Genomic DNA, 18,067 nt, shown 5'->3' with positions numbered 1-18,067 from the left:
GGTTTAGGATCAAGTGTTGCTAATGTTTCTAAATGACAAGTAACGAACGGTGCACCTTTTACCTTGCCCCCTGCATAGATACGGATGTTTGCAAAACCACGCGAATTCTCCTTCCATTTGTGCACTAGTTAATTCATGTAATATATTACCGTTTTTATCATAAAGACTAAATAAAGTTTTGTCATTATCCTCAATAAGTTTTATAGGGGTTTGTTTATTATCTAAATTTTCTTGCTGATGTCCTATATATATTTTATCTAAAACTCCTTTTTTCTCATATTCTTTAAGAATTATTTGTGTCATTTCTTTTACCGGTACAGTAATCATATATTCTTTTTTATTAGAATAAATATCTTTGGCACAGGCGGCAATAAAACTATGAAGTTTAACTGCAAGATTTTTATGTTTTATAATAAAAGGTTTTTCTTGATATATTGGAAGTCTTGCTATACCAGAATGCGAAATAAAGCTTGCATTTTGAGAAGTCAGCATGGTTATAAACATCTCTATAGATGAAGTATCACGCGAGTCATATTTTATTGGAAACAAAGGCTACATAATACATCGGTTAAGCCTTGATCATGATAATCTAAGCTAGCGGAAAAGGCATACTTCCCCTTAAAAATTTTTATCACCAGATCATTACCTTGATAAGAACTTTGAAAGCTACTCTGCTTACCCAAAAAATTTTGCCAAGCAGACATATTCGCTCCGTTGACTTTTACCATATAAAAATGTAAATCATCTTCCTGTTTATAATGATGAATTTCTGAATTTACTTTTTGTATTTGTGTCTCTTGTAACTTTTTAAAAATACCCTGTAAATCAGAATATTTTATCTATTTTACTGAAATTATACTTAGGACCAAGCCGTAAAGCTCACCCATATTGCATTTCGATTCCATCCGGGGTTTTATCTTCTTTACATACAGCTTTTATAAATTGACTTAACTGTTCTTCATCTTTAGTAAAATTATTTTCTTTAAATCTCTTTAAGAATTTTTTTAATAAAGCCTCTTTTCTACGATCTGTCATATTAACATCAATATGATTAGTAATATTTATGCCTGTTTTTAATCTTAAATTCAAAATATCTTCCATATATCTATAGAAGGTATAAATTTCTATAGTTTGGGGCTTAAAAGATGAATTATCATTTAATTGCAAAATAAAATCATTTACTTCTTTCCAATGTTCATAAGTTGATATATCAAGAGCGATAATTTTATCCTTTACTATATAAGGATTTTGAAGAAAATTAAAAATCTCTTGTAAGCTTATTCCCTCTAAATTTGTACAATCTAAGACACCGTCTTTCATAAAAGATAGTGCTTCTTTCAATTGATCATTGATTTTTCTTTCATTTTATAAATCTTTTAAATATTAATTCTTAAAGAAATACTAAAAATTAATATTTTATCAACAAAATATCTTATGTGATTATAAAGATACGGCTAAGTGATGTGTACAAATACTTTAAATTTTAATATATTTTCAAGTTGACAATTTTTTGCTTACTTCATAATATCTAGGCTCAATTTGATAAAGGTAAAATTTATGCGTTCAGCACTTATAACTTCTATATTAGTAGCTGTAGCTTTCTTAACAAGTGCTTGTAATACAATGCAAGGTGCAGGTCAAGATATGCAGGCAGCCGGTAAAAAACTTAAAGATTCGGCAGAAAGCAATAAGCCTCAAAAAGGTTGCGGCTGTCCTCACAGCTCAGCTAACTAAATATACTGTTTTTTATAATGGGTCGTCTGCCGATTCTTCATTTACTCGGAGTATATATCGCAGACGACTTTTTATTTTTCTGCCTTATCGATTTCTGCTTTTAGCTTTTCTATTTCTTCTTTTGAAAGTTTAGTATATTTAATTATTGTTTCTAGAGGCTCTTGATCAATTAGCATTTCTTTTGCTATTTCAATATTTCTTCTAGCTTCGCCTTCAGCTCTTCCTTCCTCTTTCATCTTTTTAAAAGCACTAGTTTCAATTCTAAGCAACTCTAAACGATTTTCATATTCCTCTCTTTCTGCATCATTTAAATTTATTACCTCAAGCACGGTTAATGCTTTTTTCAATACATCATTATCCAATTCTTTCGGTAAATTATCTTTATTTAATAAATCATTACGTGTTAAAAATGCTAGCCATATATCTAAAGCATTTTTAACTTTCTTGACAACATCAGATAACCTCCTCCTTAGGATGCTTAGCAAATTTATTAATCTCTATAGTATGTAACTCTATATCTTTAAAATATACTAAACCACTTTTTATTTCCTTTAACTGAAAGGAATTATGATATTCATCTGTATCTGTAATACTGGTAAAGTTAAGTATGTGTATCCCTATTGTTTTATTTAATGCCACATAATCTGATCCCTCTTTCAGTTGCTCCGTATACATTTTCGCCCAGTAATACAAAGCTCTTTTATCGTAATCCACTTCATCGGTTACTTGGATTGCGATTTATACCTTTTACTGCTTTTACTTTTGGCTTTTATATCAAGTATAGATAGTTGATCGGCTTTAAAATTCTTTGGATTATACGGATTAAGTAATGTTACTTCTACAATCTGATCTTGCTCACTTACTATCGAATTAATAAGCGATATCAATAAATCTTTATTCTCTTCTACTCCGAAGATTTTTTTAAATGCTAAATCTACTCTCGGATTAACTTTTGACATATTATTATGTTACTGAATGTGATTTTCTCTTTATTTTAGCACATTCTGAGGTAAATATTCTACTATAAATTTATATTAAATCTTTTGCTTATTCACCAATCTATATATCTCTTTTTTACTATAAACATCTTTGAATTTGTCATAAACAAGTTCGGTAGTAGTTTTGCTACTTAAGTTTTTACTTAAGCAAAGTTCTATAAATTTTTCTAAATTTTTGTGTTGGTTTTGTTCCTGTATATTTCCTGAAATCAACAATACTATCTCACCTTTTAAAATATTATTTTGATAGAACTCTATTATTTCATCTATATCCCCTGTTTTTATTTCTTGATACAGTTTAGTTAACTCACGAGCTACACATATTTCTCGGTTTCCTAGTATTTCCTTAGCTACCGATAAAGTATTTATCAAACGAGGAGCCGTTTCAAAAAAAATCAAAGTAGCCTTAAGATTTACTAGTTCAGAAAAAATCTTTTTCTTACTTTCTATAGTTTTAGGTAAAAACCCGTGAAATAAAAATCGATCAGTAGGAAGAGCCGATAAAGTTAGAGCAGTAACCGGTGCAGATACTCCCGGTACTACGTCTATATGACAATTAAGATTGCATATACCTCTAACTAACTTATAGCCGGGATCGGAAATTAAAGGAGTCCCTGCATCAGAAATTAAGCTTATTATATTGCCCGATTTTATTAAACTTATGATATTTTCTCTATCTTTCTCGTCACTATGATCATTATAAATTTGTAATTTTGTATGAATATCATGTTTTGCTAGCAATTTTTGTGATATTCTAGTATCCTCGCATAAGATAATATCCGAATTTTTTAAAGTCGATATAGCACGAAGCGTTATATCTTCAAAATTACCAATCGGTGTTGAAACAATATATAATCCCGGTTTGGAAAGATATCTAATCATAGTTTTTTAATTTTAAGTAACATTATGGCTAGTATAAAACATAAACTACGAATCGTTCTATCATTTTTTTGCTTGATATATTTAACGTCCTGTCAAACTCCTAAAGAAGAACCTATAAGTTTTCCTAAAAAAGAACAAACAGAAATTGAGATTGCAATTTTAATGCCAAATCAGGGTCCTGATAGTATTGTCGGGAAACAATATAAAGATTTAATTAAAATGGGACTTAACGACGGAATCAAATCTTACATACATGTTACTTCTTACGATGGTTCAGACGAAAAAAACGTTTTAGCCGCTATGGATAAAATAGTAGCACGTAAAACTAAAATTATTTTAGGTCCTCTATATTCTAACTTTACCTCTCTAATAGCTGAAAAAGCAAAGGCAAATGATATTATTATAATAACTATGTCAAATAATCCGGCTCTTGCAGAAGATAAATTATTTGTATTCGGTCATGCACCTTTAAAACAACTGATACGTATCATTAATTATTACGCAAGTAACAACCATAAAGATTTTATGGCATTATTACCTAAAGGGAAGCATTCGCAAACTATTAGTCAAGTAATGCAAAATATATTGATTCAGAACAATGCATCATTATCACGCACTGAATTTTATGAGGATAATCCTGAATCTATAGCAAAAGCCGCAAGAAATATTTCAGACAATACCGATATTATAAATGAACGTAGCGACACGACAAAACCGGTTATTTATCTATCAGACGATCCAAAAAATTTAAACCTACTCGCTGATAGTATTCGTAAATATAATTTAGATAAAAAGGCTATTTTAATCGGTGATCATCGTATTGATATCGATTACCCTGAAAATATCGATATTAGCTTTACCGGCTCTTTAAATTTACTCAATAGCAACGTTCCGGATAGGGCAAAAGACTTAGGTATTAACCATATAGGCTTCATGCATCTTCTTTCTTATGATTTAGGACGTATGACTGCAAACTATATAGGCAATGAATTTGCATCTGAAAGGTTTTTAAATAGAATGAACAGTAGACAACCTTATATAGGTTTATCCGGTAATATTTATTTCATCGATGGAGTAGCTCAGAGACGATATGATATTATTAGGAAAAAGAATGGGATATATTCTACTGTTTCAGAAAATTAGGGTGTTGTTGTATCTTGGTCACTCAGTGACCTGACCATGTGTTGTACGAATGTTCAGGATGTCATTCCCGCGGAAGCGGGAATCCAGTACTTTAAAGATTTTTTGAAAAGCTCGATTTATCTCGCTTTACTCTGGATTCCCGCTTCCGCGGGAATGAACATTGAGTAGGTTTTTTAAGCCATACAACAAGGCTGTCAAGCCACAGGATGACAAAGGGACACTAAAGATTAATTATTTATTTTTATCATTATCATTATCACTACCGTCGTCTTTCATGCCGTCTTTAAAAGCTTTAAGACCTTTAGCAAGATCGGACATGACTTGCGGTAATTTGCCGGCACCGAATAATACAAAAATAATTAATAAAACTATTAATAAATGGCTAAAGCTCATTCCCATGATATTTTTTTTGCTGTATAAGTTAAAATTTAATTATATAAGATATTATAGCTCTAATCTAGGATAAAATAATTAAAGAAATGTTTACTAAAAAACAATTTTCAGAATTTTTTGCTACTTTTTTTTATATCGGGAAAATAAAATACTGCCCAGGCACTTTTGGATCGATTGCTGCTTTCCCTCTAACTTATTTCTTAATATATTTTATTGTTAATAACAAAATAATCATTCCTTTCTTAAGTCTTACTCTCGGTGAAGCTCAACTTGTCAGTATATTTATTATAAGCTTTAGCCTATGTTTGATACTCTTAATACTCGGCACTTATTTTACTAAAATATATTTAAATTATACAAATTCAGAAGACCCTAAAGAAGTGGTCATTGATGAAGTAGTAGGGCAAATACTAACTATTGTTTTAGTATTTTTTTCCGCTTTATTTGCTAATGAATCGTATTTAATTAAATATTTTAGTCCGCTAACAATAAATATTATATTACTTTTCATATTACCTTTTTGTCTATTCCGATTTTTTGATATAGTAAAGCCCTGGCCTATTAATTGGTTGGACAAAAATATTAAGGGCAGTATCGGCGTTATGCTTGATGATTTGCTAGCCGCAATATTTGCTGCGGTAACTCAATACGCAATTATATTTGTGTTAATAGATATTCGACAATAGACTTGCTATAAAAAAAGATCATTGACTAATTTCTAATATAATAATATTATACGATAAATATTTATAAATTTTTAAAGAGATAGTTTTCATGTTCGCAGTTATAAAAGCAGGTGGAAAACAATATAAAGTAGACAGAAATAGTATTATTAAAGTCGAAAAAATTGATGGAGAACTTGGCTCTAAAATTCAGTTTGATCAAGTTTTAATGATTGGCGAATACTCAAAGCCTTCTTTTATTGGGACTCCAATAGTTAAAGGGGCTGTCGTTACGGCTGAAATTACTAACCAACTTAAAGATAATAAAATTATAGTCTTTAAGAAAAAGCGTAGAAAAAATTATCGTCGTAAAGCCGGTCATCGTCAAGAATTGACGGAATTAAAAATATTAGATATTACCAAACAATAATAATAACTTAAAAGGAATTATAAAATGGCAACCAAAAAAGCCGGTGGTAGTTCTAGAAACGGAAGAGACTCGGCCGGTCGAAGGCTGGGAGTTAAAAAAGCCGATGGACAATATGTAATACCCGGTAATATTATAGTTAGACAACGCGGCACAAAAATTCATCCTGGAATGAATGTAGGGCTTGGCAAAGATCATACAATATTTGCTTTGATAGAAGGTAGAGTAGAATTTTTAACTAAGCGAAATCATAAAATCGTGAATGTTAATGAAATTGCAAGTACTTAAGTATTGCGGTTTGATCTACTAGTGTTACGTGGAACGAAAAATGCTTTTTATGGCATTGTTACGTTGATTGGTAAAATCCACTTGGTCACCCCGTGGTTTGACTAAAGGGTCATAAAAATAATTTAAAGTACTAATATCATTAGTATTTTAAGCTGGATCCCGCGATCAAGTCGCGAGATGACAATTGAAAACCGTTCCACACAATAATGTCTGTAAGTGCGCTAGATGACGACAGGCGGAAATTAATTATATAACATAATATTCTATTAGGCTTTCTTTACTTATGGCCTTAATAATTCAAAAGTTCGGTGGCACTTCCGTTGCAAATATTGATAGAATAAAAAAAATCGTTCCTATCATAAAAACCGAAATAGCTAAAAATAACCAAGTAATTGTAGTAGTTTCGGCTATGGCAGGTGTTACTAATCAACTTGTCACATTGTGTAATGAAGTATCAAGCCTTAATAACATTTCTCAATTTGCAGAATATGATGTAGCACTTTCTAGCGGTGAAATAGTCACTGCTTCATTACTAGCGCTCGCTCTTCAAGAAGAAGACATAAAGGCGCGATCATTTCTAGCTTGGCAATTACCGATGCTCACCGATAATAATCATAGTAAAGCTTTAGTAGAATCAATTACTACAGATTTACTAGAAAAATATTTACAGTTAAATACCATCCCTATAATAGCCGGTTTTCAAGGAATTAACAAATCCAATAGGTTAACTACTTTGGGCAGAGGAGGATCTGATACTACTGCCGCCTTAATCGCTGCAGCTATGAAAGCCGATAGATGTGATATTTATACCGATGTAGAGGGAATATTTACTGCTGATCCAAGAATTATTCCAAATGCCAAGAAGATAAAAGAAATAGATTTTTTAGAAATGTTAGAACTAGCATCAAGTGGAGCAAAAGTACTACACCCTAGAGCCGGAGAGTTAGTAATGCGGTATAAAATAGATATGCGTGTTCTGTCAACATTTTCACCGGATACAGAAGGTACGTTAATCACTTCAAAGGATAAAAATATGGAGAATGGGATTATTAACAGCATTACTTCTAATAAAAATTTATTAAAAATATCTGTAAAGAGCATGTCTTTAAGTTTTTTGCAAGTTGCACATATGATTACACAAAATAATAATCATATTGAGTTTATGCAAGAGATAAAAAATAATGAAGAATATAGTTTTATTACAAATTTAACCGATAAAAATAATTTACAAGCTTTACTGACTAATTTAAAAGATGATAAGCAGATACAAGATTTTACTTTTGATACCGAAATTGCTACAATCTCTCTTATTGGTTATGGGATTAAAAATGATTGTAAATTACTTGAAACGATATTATCAAAGTTAACGAACGATAATATAAATGTTCACATGATACAATTATCAGAAGTTAAAATTACCTTATTCATAAATGATCAAGATGCAGAAAAAACAATTTTTAATTTATATAATCTTTTTAAAATATCTTAGATTCTGCATCTGAAATTTAATTTATAGAAAAAGAAGTGGAACAGACATGGCTCATACTACAGAAAAATTTTATAATTTGTGACAAAAAAAGTTAAAATAGATTAATTTAAATTTCATATATAAGACCTAAATACTTAATTCAATAGCCTAAATTTATTATTTTCATTATAATTATCTTCTATTTACTATTTATTAGTTATATATTAATAAATAAGTCTAAGAGACTATCTATGAAGTTATTTTAACTCTCAATTTTTAGGAGTAAATTTTACAGGAAAAAATAATGAGCGAAGATATAAGGTCAAAAGAACGATTTAATCGGATTAACGACATATCAGAAACAAATAAAGATGATCCAGAAGAAATTAGAAATAATTTTAAAAAATTTGTACTGAATATATTAGAAACAGACAATATAACCCCGTATAAGTTAAGTGAAAAAACAGGTACTCATGAAACAGCGTGGAAAAATTTTCTAGATGGTCGTACAAAAATGCCTGATATGGGAGCAATTGTTGCTCTTGCAGATTATAAAAATGTTCCACTAGATGAAGTAATAGGCAGAGATATAAATAAAGAAAAAAAGATAACGGTAGAAATAAAACAAACTCCGGAAATATCGGCATCTATAGCTAAACTACCAAAAGATATACTGCAAGAAGCCATGTTGATAGGAGAAAAAACTAGAGGGGTTATTCATAAACCAACAAATAAAAAGACAAAATCTTTTGCTGAACAAATTAAAAGCTCTAATAAACCGAAAGGAAGGTCTATCTAAATAAAAATATGTTTTTCAATATTGAGCCTAATATAAAACTTAAAACCTTACTTGATATTCTAAAATAGAAAATAACTTCAAAACGACCAAAATGGCCGACAACACTGCCGTTTATTTCCACTGATATTCCACCACAAAAAATAACTAGCAGTAAAAATACACAGCTAAATCTCGATCGCTTCAGACAAGATGAATTTAAGGACGAGTCTGCACAGTGTACATTAGTACGTGACTACAGACGAGTTCCACGAAATTCATTAGTATCAAGCGATCGAGATGACGCTGTACGAGTAGACTACGTAGGACATGTAACCTTTTGAATTCAAATAGACGGTTTAAATATCTTAACCGATCCGGTATGGTCGGAGCGGGTTAGTCCTTTTACTTTTACAGGACCAACGAGAGTGGTAAAACCCGGTATTAATTTTACCGATTTACCTAAAATAGATGTTATATTAATAAGCCATAATCACTATGACCATTTAGACATCAGAACAATTAAAGATTTATGGGTACAAGATAAGCCTAAGATTATTACACCGCTAATGAATGACGTAATAATCAAAAAACATATTACCGATGCAGAAATTGTTACCTTAGGGTGGGGAGAGTCATATAAAGAACAAGAAATACAGCTAAATTCAAAAAGTTTCTAAGAAGATGAAATTAAAGGCGATGTAGAATTGTATTTAGAACCGACACATTGGTCGGCTAGAGGAATATTTGATAAAAATAAAGCATTATGGGGAACTTTGATCATTAAAACTAAGATAAGAGATATTTGTTTTATAGGTGATTCGGGTTATAACGATAATCTTTTTAAAGAGATCGGAAAAAAACATAATATTTTAATAAGCCTTATTCCGATAGGGGCTTATGAACCAAGATTGTTTATGAAACCGGTGCATATGCATCCTGAAGAAGCCGTATTTACTCATTTGGACTTAGGCGCTAAATATTTTCTATCATTAGCTGATGAAGCATTTAATGCCGCTCCTTTGGAACTCCGACAAGCTATGAAAAAACATAATATTGATGAAAATAAGTTGATTACCCCTGAAATAGGTGAATTTTTCCTATTTGATAAAAATGATTTATAGTTTATGCACTTAAATTAGATGTGTTTTGTCTACCCATACTATATGTTTTACTGGATCCCGTGAATAAATCACGGAATGACAGAGAGGAATAATAAGCCACACCAACCACCCCTGAACGACACAAAATTCAGTTTATAATGGAGATAAAAGCATATTTATTACTGAATAAAAATTGCCAATTTCTGATTTATCACGAGAAGAGAAAATAGAGCTACTAAATGGTTGTGCTTGGGGCGTTGCATTAGTCCATAATATTCTACCACTTTTTGCTTCTACTATTCCTATAGACATAAATATATTATCTGCATTACTTACTGAACAACCCAAAGCACTCATTAAAAAGTCACATGTACAAGCTCCATTAGTCTTTATCATTTGCACATAATGAAGTAATACAAATATATCAGCTCCTGTTTTTTCTCCTAACATTATAACAAGTTCACCTATATTTTGAGTCATTGAGAAAGCTTTTCCTTCAGGCCATAATAAAGGCGTATATAAAGCAGTATAAGTATTATTATAGGAGCTACGGAAACGAGATACTAAATCATCAAGCTTTTGTGTTCTAATATCTTTGTTGTACAATAGCTTAACTCTTAAACCATTCTTCTGCATTGCTAAAGAAATTTCTTGCTTCAACAATTTTTCCAAATGATCTTCATAGTTATATTTACGTTCTTTGCAATTACCAATATCTAACGTATATACTTCCGTTTGCATCGGTAAAACTAATATTTCCTTGTATACATAAGATAATAAAAATTATAGATTTATGAAAAATTTTATGCATAACATTTAAAGTTATCGTCAAGATTTATTTTTTACCTATTACGGTTAAATAATATGGTCATAGAATAAGCAAGTACGGCAAACATGCAAAGATATAAAATCGGGAATAGGTTAAAATCAAATGATTTTATTACCTTTGCACAAATATAATTAGCAGTACCGGACATTAACATTGAGCCGATATTATGTCCTAAACTTATAACACGATAGCGTTCTTTAACTACAAAAGACTTAATAACTATACTATGAGCAAGAGAATTAAAAGGTGCAACTGATGCAGCTAACATTAAACTAGCTGCAAATCCTAAATTAGTCATTTGATATTTTACTGCTATCACAAAAAATACACTTGCTGTAATAGTACATATAAATGCGATTTTTAATACTGAATTAACTCCTAAGCGATCGGCAATAAAACCGGCAATCGGCATGCAAACAGCAAAACATATTACTATTAAGACCGAAAAAGCACTCATAATAATACCGACTGAAGGTAATACGATCGGTAAATATTGCTTCATAAAGATGATCGCAATTTGATATGTTGCTCCAAAACCTCCGGCTAAAAATATTAACCGTGCAATATTTTTCCATTGCTTTTTAATTATAGAGCTAAGTTTTTCAATAGAATCTTGGCTATAGTGTGCTTTTTTAAACTCCGGTGTTTCATCAAATTTCCGGCGATAATAAAGAGTTATTAATGCAAGTGGTAAACTTAGTAAAAACGGAATACGCCAACTCCACTCCGGAAAAATATGAGAATTAAAGAAATTAGTTGCACCGATTCCGCATAATAAACCCATTACTCCTGTACATCTAGTTATTGCCGAGGCAGTAAATCGGTATTTTGCTCCTAAATGTTCAATAACATAAATCGCTGCACCGTCATATTCCCCTCCAATAAAAATACCTTGCATGAAGCGACATAAAACTAAAATTATTGTACTCCAAACTCCTATCGAGGAATAATCGGGCAATAAACCTATTATTAAGGTAGGGATTACAATACCGATAATCGTAAAACTTAAGGCTTTTTTTCGACCGTATATATCCCCTATACGTCCAAAAATATAAGCACCCATAGGCTTTGATAAATATGCTGCTGCATAAACGGCAAAAACATTTACAAGCTTTGTTAATAGATCAGTACTGGCTGAAAAGAATTTATCAGCGATAATTGCCGCTGAAAAACCATATAAACTATAGTCGTAATATTCAATAATAGTGCCTAAAAAAGCACCGAGAACTTTATTGCGTGATTTTGTTTGTTTCATTTTAAAGGTATACTGTGAGTAAACGAAAAGTAGGTAGACGACGAAGTTTAATTTGGAAAAGAGCAAGGCGTCTTGAAGCTGATAACCGCAGTGTACATACTAGTACATGAGGATTATCAGCAAAAGACAACGTAGCCAATTTTTCAAATTAAACGAGTATACATGACCGCTTTGGCCGTTACTTAAAATCCTTCAAAGACCTTTATGTAAAGGTGGACTTCATATATCTAAACTGAATTAGTATTAGACAGGGACGATGTCCTAAAAGTGAGTGGTAGTCCTAGGTTAATATTAAGCTCACGAACCAAGCAGCTAAGAGCTAATATATCACTTTCCCATTTTACGTGCAAGGTTTTCTAGGTAACCTGCTATAGTAGTTAAGGTTTCTGCGAATTTTTCTTCGTCTGGATGATTTTTTTGAAGACCATTTTTATTAAGTTTTTCTGTTAGACTAGCTATTTCAGCTTGTGCATTAAGTGATGCCATAACTAATAATAGCTCAAAAGAGGCTGTGGGACTACCAAGTTTAATTTCCGCTATTTTATCATTCAATTTATTCGCTAAAGATAGTAATTCTTCCTCATCTCCATTATTACAATATAATTGAAAACTCTTGTTATTTAATGTTACCGTAACAATTGACATAATTATTTTTGCTGTTTTTTTATTTCTTCAAGTTCATTAATATAAATGTTAATTTGATCTAGCATTATTATATAATTATCTTTTAATGCTTTATTTTCGTTTTGTAATTTTTGAACTTCATTTTGATTATTTACAAGCATACTCAACAAATCATCGAGTTTATGTTCTACTTCTTCCATTAATTTCTTTAGACTGCTTACATAACTTGCTTCTAAAGGTAATTTGTACGTCGATCCTGTACTCGCATCCTCACGTACGTCTGTGTACGCTGCGGTGCCGCGTTCCGTGTCTCCTTCAAATGCCTCTTTATTAGCTTCATTCTGTAAGCAGTCTAATATTTCATTATCCATTTTCGTTTAAGCGTTAATTATGAATGGATGACTTACAATAATAATTGATAACATTATTATAGATATAAGTACTAATTGTTTTTTACGTTTATAATTTATCACCGTAGCTCTTTTATTATTTAATAATTTTTCGGTTTCGTTCTGTTTAGTAGCTTCTATCTGCTCTGCATTTCTATCTTTTACATTAAGATAATCCAAGTATAATTTTAAGTAACCTCTTACGTATACTTCTCCCGGTAAAACATCAAAATCACCCTCTTCTAAAGCTACTAAATATTTTTTTCTAATTTTTAAATCACTAGATACCTGATTTAAAGTTTTACCTGAATCTAACCTAATTTGCTTAAGCATTGACGACATAATTTACTCAAGTTTTTGTAAGAATATTTCAAATTTCTTGTTTGCTAAAATAATTATATTTAAGTCTATAGTTTCTTGAGCTTTAATTTCTTTAATAAAATCAAGCAAATTTCTAACTAAGTTATTATTATCAATCCATAAATCTAAATCAATAGTTGTTTTAGATTTATTAATTATTTTTATTAATAATCTACGTTGTTTGTCATATAAATCATCTTTTAGCGATTGAATACCTAAGCGACGCCAAAATGAATCGTTCAATTGCCTATCACAAGCTTTACGTAACCAATCAAGACTAAACATATCACTTATAACAAAATAAGCTTTTGCTATCTCTTTATTATTCCCTGAAGTCTGTTTTGTTACATATATAATGTCAAATACTGAAATTAAATTGTCAAATGTAGCGATAGTAGCAGCCAATGATTCCTCTACCCCGCTAGTGGTATAATAATTTAATTTTTCTTCAAATCTTATTTTAGTTTCTCCGACTAATAAAGTATCTACCGTTTTTCTTAAGTTTTGTGCAGGAACTCTAAACTCTTCTATAGTTTCACTAATATTAATAGGATGTTTTAAATTTTTAATAAACCACGAAATACCTCGACGCATTAATTTCGTTATTTCGGTAAACATGTCGATTTTTACATTGTAATCAATATTAGTAGGTAGCTTACTTATCGTTTCCCATATATCATCAAGATCAAAAATTTCACAAATAATGGTATATGACCTTATTATATCACAAAGAGGAGCCCCAATCTCACGCTTTACAATACTAATAAGCGGTCCTCCAAGCTGATTCATTATTTTATTTATAGTAACAGTTTTAATAATCTCATGTTTAAGTGGATGAGATAAAATTTCATTACGAAACTTTTTTTGCATCATTTCAGGAAAATAATCTATAAGATATGCATCAAAATATTTATCATGGGAAAAAGTAGAATTAATTAACTCATGATAAGCAGATCTCTTACTATATGATAGCAATATGCAAAGCTCAGGACGAGTTAATACTTCACCGCTAATAGCTCTGCTATTCAATTCTTCTGCACTAGGCAAGAATTCATTTTCCCGCTCTAATACTTTTTCTTCTTCTAAAATATCTATAAATTGACTAAGTATATTAACAGTTAAAGTAGGAGATAGTTGCATAATTGTTATTGCTTCGGTTTGCTTATAATTATCAAGTAATACTAACTCTTCAACTTGCTTTGTCATATCGTTTAGAAGTTTATTACGTTCTTCTAAAGTAATTTTTCCTGAGGTTATCGCACTACTTAAAGCAATCTTGATATTTACCTCATGATCGGAGCAATCAACACCTGCTGAATTATCAATAAAGTCAGCATTTATGCGCCCGCCTTTTTTAGCATATTCAACTCTACCTCTCTGTGATACCCCAACATTACCGCCTTCTGCTATAACTTTTGCTCTAATTTCTTCACCGTTACATCTAAGGTTATCATTTGCTTTATCACCGATTTCTAAATTATTTTCCGTTTTAGCTTTGATATAAGTGCCTATTCCGCCATTCCACAATAAATCAACATCTGCTTTTAAAATAGCTTTAATTAATTCTTCCGGTGATAATTCATTATCATTTATATCAAGTAATTTTTTAATTTCCGGCGATAATTTTATTAATTTACTACTGCGTTCAAATACTTTGCCTCCTTTAGAAATAAGCTTAGAATCATAATCAGACCAATTAGACCCCTTTAAATTAAATAAACGCAAACGCTCATTAAAACTTGATAAAGGATCAGGAGTAGGATCAATAAATATATGTTTATGATTAAAGGCAGCAACTAACTTAATAGTCTCTGATCTGAGCATACCGTTACCGAACACATCTCCCGACATATCTCCTATACCTACGACGGTAATAGGGTCTTTTTGGACATCTAACCCTAAAGTTTTAAAGTGGTTAGTTACGGAAATCCAAGCTCCTTTGGAAGTAATAGCCATTTTTTTATGATCGTAACCTGCAGAACCACCGGAAGCAAAAGCATCATCAAGCCAGTAATTATATTCTCTTGCCACACTATTAGCATAATCCGAAAATGAGGCTGTACCTTTATCGGCAGCAACCACTAAATAAGGATCTTCTTTATCATAAATAATAACGTCTTTTGGATGTACTACTTTACCGTCAATGATATTATCAGTTATGTCTAATAAACCTCTAAGGAAATTCTTATAGCATTCTACCACTTTTTCCATATATTCATCACGAGTAAGCCCTTCATCAGTAAAATGAACATAAAATCCGCCTTTAGAACCGACAGGGACAATAACAGAATTCTTAGTCATTTGTGCTTTCATAAGCCCAAGGACCTCAAGCCTATAATCTTCTGCTCTATCCGACCATCTAAGCCCTCCGCGTGATACGGGACCGCCTCTTAAATGAACAGCTTCAAAATTTCTAGAATAAACAAATGCTTCGGCAAACGGAACAGGTTTAGGTAAATCCGGTACTTTTGAAGAATCAAACTTAAATGAAAAAATATGTTTATGTGGTTGATAGTAATTTGTTCTAGTAATAGCATTAACTATACCAAGCATATTACTTAGTACTTTATCTTCACTACTCATCTCAACGGTTACTAAGTAATTATTTAGTTTATCTTTAATTACGTCACAATTATTATCCGAATGTTTAGGATTAAATTTTATATCAAATAGATTTACCAACATTTTTGTATATTCGGGATGTTTAAGTAACGTTAACTGTACATAGCCTTTACCGTAACTAAATCCCGTTTGATGTAAATATCTTGTTAAAGCTTTGACGAGTTTAACTTGCTTCCAATTAAAACCGGCAAGCACTATTAATTTACTTAAAGAATCATTAGCAAGCATCCCCAGTGCCATTTTGTCTAAAGCTTCTTCAACATTTATTTTTAATTCGGTAATATTATCCTTTACAGGTACAATAGAAGTTAAGATAAAATTATATATCCAGCTTTCTTTGATTTCAAGAGCCTCCTTAATTGCAAAAGTTTGTTCATCAATTGCTTTAAAACCTAAATTTTCTATTGGCGGCAATATGTTAGAAAGTGCAAGTTTTACTTTTGGACTATATATTTTTAAGTAAAATTCCGTTTCATTTACAGAAACTAGATTAAACATACATTTTTGTGACTTACTTGCTTCCGTTAGATATTCAATATCTACTAAAGCTATTTCCGGAGAAAATTTTTGCCGATAATCTGCCGAAAAAACATTATCAAAAAGCTTTAAATTAATACCTGCTTGATACTCGCCGAATTTTTTAGAAAACTTAAAATAAAAATCTTCACTCCAACATGTAGAGATACGATCTAAATCTTGCTGTATTATTTCTGCTTCAAAATTTATTTTATGTTCCCCTTGTGCTTCAAGCGTTACAAAAAGATAAGAAAAATTACCGGCTACTTTGGTGATATAGTTGGATAAAATTTTACTACCGAATTTTTCTGCTAAATAACAATCTATCATATTATGGATTTCAGCCGTTAAACGTTCTCGTGGCAGAAAAATTATGATATTAAGAAAAGAACTAGACCAATCATATTGAATAAATAATTTAAGCTTCTTACTCATCATACTTGAGAGCATATGTAAACACATACAATATAAATCGCCTTGATCAATTTGTATTAAAGCTTCTCTCGGTAACGACTCCATTAAAATTCTTAACTTATCAGCATTATAACCAGATAATGCAAAACCGGCTTTCTCAATTACAAAATTAAATTTTTGTCGTAGGATTGGAATATTACTTATTGAATGGTAATACATATTTGAATTATATATACCGAAAATTATACTTCCCGAAATATATTCACCCGAAGAGTCAAAATTTTTCACTAAGATATAGTCGATTAAATTATCTGAATGGATAAACGACGCACTATTTATTTTACCGAGTATTATTAATTGATTTTGATATAAAGGATTAGCAGAACATTTTATAATATCATCAATCTCGTCTTTTACTTCTTGCCATATTTTTGCTGCTCCTATTTCATTGCTTAATTTTAAAGATTTTACTTCAAAATCAAGAGTCCCTAATAAAACCAAATTATCGTTTTGTAACCAATTTAAGAATTCTTTAGCCTCTTTAAAATTTAATTTATAATTATCAATTATATTTTTAGATAAATCTTGTAATTTTGTGCGTAATTGCGGTAAATGGCTATAGCTTTGCTCTAACTTTTCTAATCTTTCATTTATAGCCTCGGTTAAAAATGTAGTAGTTTTATCGTCAAAATTTCCTAAAATGGTTAAATGTAGTATTGATTCTGATTTTTCATCCGACACAGAATTTTCTAATATTTTTTCTAATTCTCCTTTACTATTTCGGACACAGTTTATTACCGGATGGAGTAAAAACTTAGTTTGCAAATTCATGTTTTTAAGCAGACATATGATAAAATCAACAATATGTGGCTTATTATCAAGTAATATCAAGACATTTATTGCCGGATCATTTTCGATAACTGCCTTTGTTATTGCTATTTTTCTTGCTCTTGCTATCCTTTGCTTAAAAAACTTAAAGGCTTCATCTGCAAAATTTTGGAATAATTTTGCTCTATTCTCAAAATCATAATCTATCGGAATATAATTTAAAAACTTTTGAACAAAATCTATATATATGGAACTTGACTCACGTTCCTTGCTAAGTTCTAGAATTTTAGTTTTATAATTCGGGATTTGACAATTTAAACGGCTAAAGTTTAAAGAGGTTGTTTTTGGGGTCATGAT

Annotated in this window: 20 protein-coding genes, 1 other RNA gene and 2 pseudogenes; 9 read left to right on the top strand and 14 right to left on the bottom strand. The window is 30.7% G+C overall.

What is annotated here, in order from left to right; all coding sequences use genetic code 11:
• Positions 1 to 9: 9 nt before the first annotated feature.
• Positions 10 to 492, bottom strand: coding sequence for a hypothetical protein (locus RPR_RS03305; protein WP_012736672.1), 483 nt, complete (start codon positions 490 to 492; stop codon positions 10 to 12).
• A 387-nt stretch (positions 493 to 879) separates the two neighbouring features.
• Positions 880 to 1,341 (bottom strand): hypothetical protein, encoded by a 462-nt coding sequence (locus RPR_RS03295; protein WP_228368889.1) that lies wholly within the window; start codon positions 1,339 to 1,341, stop codon positions 880 to 882.
• Between the two features lie 216 nt (positions 1,342 to 1,557).
• On the opposite strand from RPR_RS03295, the gene RPR_RS03290 reads away from it, so the two are divergent.
• The gene (locus RPR_RS03290) at positions 1,558 to 1,734 is read left to right on the top strand and encodes an entericidin A/B family lipoprotein (protein ID WP_012151273.1); all 177 of its coding nucleotides are present in this window, start codon (positions 1,558 to 1,560) and stop codon (positions 1,732 to 1,734) included.
• Positions 1,735 to 1,805: 71 nt separating this feature from the next.
• Here RPR_RS03290 and RPR_RS08065 read toward each other — a convergent pair whose 3' ends face one another.
• From RPR_RS08065 to rsmI, 4 genes are all read right to left on the bottom strand, one after another.
• Positions 1,806 to 2,219, bottom strand: coding sequence for a hypothetical protein (locus tag RPR_RS08065; protein ID WP_228368888.1), 414 nt, complete (start codon positions 2,217 to 2,219; stop codon positions 1,806 to 1,808).
• Positions 2,188 to 2,448, bottom strand: coding sequence for an Rpn family recombination-promoting nuclease/putative transposase (locus tag RPR_RS09490; protein ID WP_343230980.1), 261 nt, complete (start codon positions 2,446 to 2,448; stop codon positions 2,188 to 2,190). Before RPR_RS09490 ends, RPR_RS08065 begins: the two co-directional genes overlap by 32 nt.
• An 8-nt stretch (positions 2,449 to 2,456) precedes the next feature.
• A complete protein-coding gene (locus RPR_RS09485; RefSeq protein ID WP_085065652.1) occupies positions 2,457 to 2,693 on the bottom strand; it encodes a PD-(D/E)XK nuclease family transposase in 237 nt (78 codons plus the stop codon).
• A gap of 75 nt (positions 2,694 to 2,768) precedes the next feature.
• Complete coding sequence (gene rsmI, locus RPR_RS03275) at positions 2,769 to 3,614, bottom strand: 16S rRNA (cytidine(1402)-2'-O)-methyltransferase (protein ID WP_012736669.1); 846 nt, start codon at positions 3,612 to 3,614, stop codon at positions 2,769 to 2,771.
• Positions 3,615 to 3,638: 24 nt separating this feature from the next.
• Between rsmI and RPR_RS03270 the strand changes: the two genes are divergently transcribed.
• Positions 3,639 to 4,757, top strand: a complete 1,119-nt coding sequence (locus RPR_RS03270; RefSeq protein ID WP_012736668.1) for a penicillin-binding protein activator — start codon at positions 3,639 to 3,641, stop codon at positions 4,755 to 4,757.
• Positions 4,758 to 4,988: 231 nt separating this feature from the next.
• Here RPR_RS03270 and RPR_RS03265 read toward each other — a convergent pair whose 3' ends face one another.
• The gene (locus RPR_RS03265; protein ID WP_012736667.1) at positions 4,989 to 5,156 is read right to left on the bottom strand and encodes a Sec-independent protein translocase subunit TatA; all 168 of its coding nucleotides are present in this window, start codon (positions 5,154 to 5,156) and stop codon (positions 4,989 to 4,991) included.
• Between the two features lie 80 nt (positions 5,157 to 5,236).
• Here RPR_RS03265 and RPR_RS03260 point away from each other — a divergent pair, with 80 nt between their 5' ends.
• The 7 genes and pseudogenes from RPR_RS03260 (at position 5,237) to RPR_RS08985 (ending at position 9,894) form a co-directional block, all read left to right on the top strand.
• Complete coding sequence (locus RPR_RS03260; RefSeq protein ID WP_012736666.1) at positions 5,237 to 5,836, top strand: phosphatidylglycerophosphatase A; 600 nt, start codon at positions 5,237 to 5,239, stop codon at positions 5,834 to 5,836.
• An 88-nt stretch (positions 5,837 to 5,924) separates the two neighbouring features.
• A complete protein-coding gene (gene rplU / locus RPR_RS03255; RefSeq protein WP_012736665.1) occupies positions 5,925 to 6,242 on the top strand; it encodes a 50S ribosomal protein L21 in 318 nt (105 codons plus the stop codon).
• 24 nt (positions 6,243 to 6,266) lie between these two features.
• Positions 6,267 to 6,527, top strand: a complete 261-nt coding sequence (gene rpmA, locus RPR_RS03250) for a 50S ribosomal protein L27 (RefSeq protein ID WP_012736664.1) — start codon at positions 6,267 to 6,269, stop codon at positions 6,525 to 6,527.
• Positions 6,528 to 6,810: 283 nt separating this feature from the next.
• Positions 6,811 to 8,016, top strand: coding sequence for an aspartate kinase (locus RPR_RS03245; RefSeq protein ID WP_012736663.1), 1,206 nt, complete (start codon positions 6,811 to 6,813; stop codon positions 8,014 to 8,016).
• Positions 8,017 to 8,299: 283 nt separating this feature from the next.
• Positions 8,300 to 8,794 (top strand): hypothetical protein, encoded by a 495-nt coding sequence (locus RPR_RS03240; RefSeq protein ID WP_012736662.1) that lies wholly within the window; start codon positions 8,300 to 8,302, stop codon positions 8,792 to 8,794.
• Positions 8,795 to 8,802: 8 nt separating this feature from the next.
• Positions 8,803 to 9,114, top strand: a pseudogene (locus tag RPR_RS09725) (palindromic element RPE3 domain-containing protein).
• A pseudogene (locus RPR_RS08985) lies at positions 9,115 to 9,894 on the top strand (MBL fold metallo-hydrolase).
• A 132-nt stretch (positions 9,895 to 10,026) separates the two neighbouring features.
• On the opposite strand, the gene RPR_RS03220 reads toward RPR_RS08985, so the two are convergent.
• The 7 genes from RPR_RS03220 to RPR_RS03190 form a co-directional block, all read right to left on the bottom strand.
• Positions 10,027 to 10,614 (bottom strand): hypothetical protein, encoded by a 588-nt coding sequence (locus RPR_RS03220; RefSeq protein ID WP_012736661.1) that lies wholly within the window; start codon positions 10,612 to 10,614, stop codon positions 10,027 to 10,029.
• 101 nt (positions 10,615 to 10,715) lie between these two features.
• Positions 10,716 to 11,957: an MFS transporter gene (locus RPR_RS03215; protein WP_012736660.1), complete on the bottom strand. Its 1,242-nt coding sequence runs from the start codon at positions 11,955 to 11,957 to the stop codon at positions 10,716 to 10,718.
• A gap of 159 nt (positions 11,958 to 12,116) precedes the next feature.
• Positions 12,117 to 12,275, bottom strand: a non-coding RNA gene (ssrS, locus tag RPR_RS03210) — 6S RNA.
• Positions 12,276 to 12,284: 9 nt separating this feature from the next.
• Entirely contained in the window at positions 12,285 to 12,602 is a 318-nt protein-coding gene (locus tag RPR_RS03205) for a cell division protein ZapA (RefSeq protein ID WP_004997454.1), read from the bottom strand.
• 2 nt (positions 12,603 to 12,604) lie between these two features.
• Positions 12,605 to 12,952, bottom strand: a complete 348-nt coding sequence (locus RPR_RS03200) for a palindromic element RPE1 domain-containing protein (protein ID WP_012736659.1) — start codon at positions 12,950 to 12,952, stop codon at positions 12,605 to 12,607.
• Between the two features lie 6 nt (positions 12,953 to 12,958).
• Entirely contained in the window at positions 12,959 to 13,312 is a 354-nt protein-coding gene (locus RPR_RS03195; protein ID WP_012720012.1) for a helix-turn-helix domain-containing protein, read from the bottom strand.
• 3 nt (positions 13,313 to 13,315) lie between these two features.
• Positions 13,316 to 18,064, bottom strand: a complete 4,749-nt coding sequence (locus RPR_RS03190) for an NAD-glutamate dehydrogenase (RefSeq protein ID WP_012736657.1) — start codon at positions 18,062 to 18,064, stop codon at positions 13,316 to 13,318.
• Positions 18,065 to 18,067: the final 3 nt, after the last annotated feature.

Source organism: Rickettsia peacockii str. Rustic, from assembly GCF_000021525.1.
GTDB classification, from domain to species: domain Bacteria; phylum Pseudomonadota; class Alphaproteobacteria; order Rickettsiales; family Rickettsiaceae; genus Rickettsia; species Rickettsia rickettsii.
Note: the sequence above shows the minus strand (reverse complement) of the source record. Positions and strands in the feature narration are given on the sequence as shown.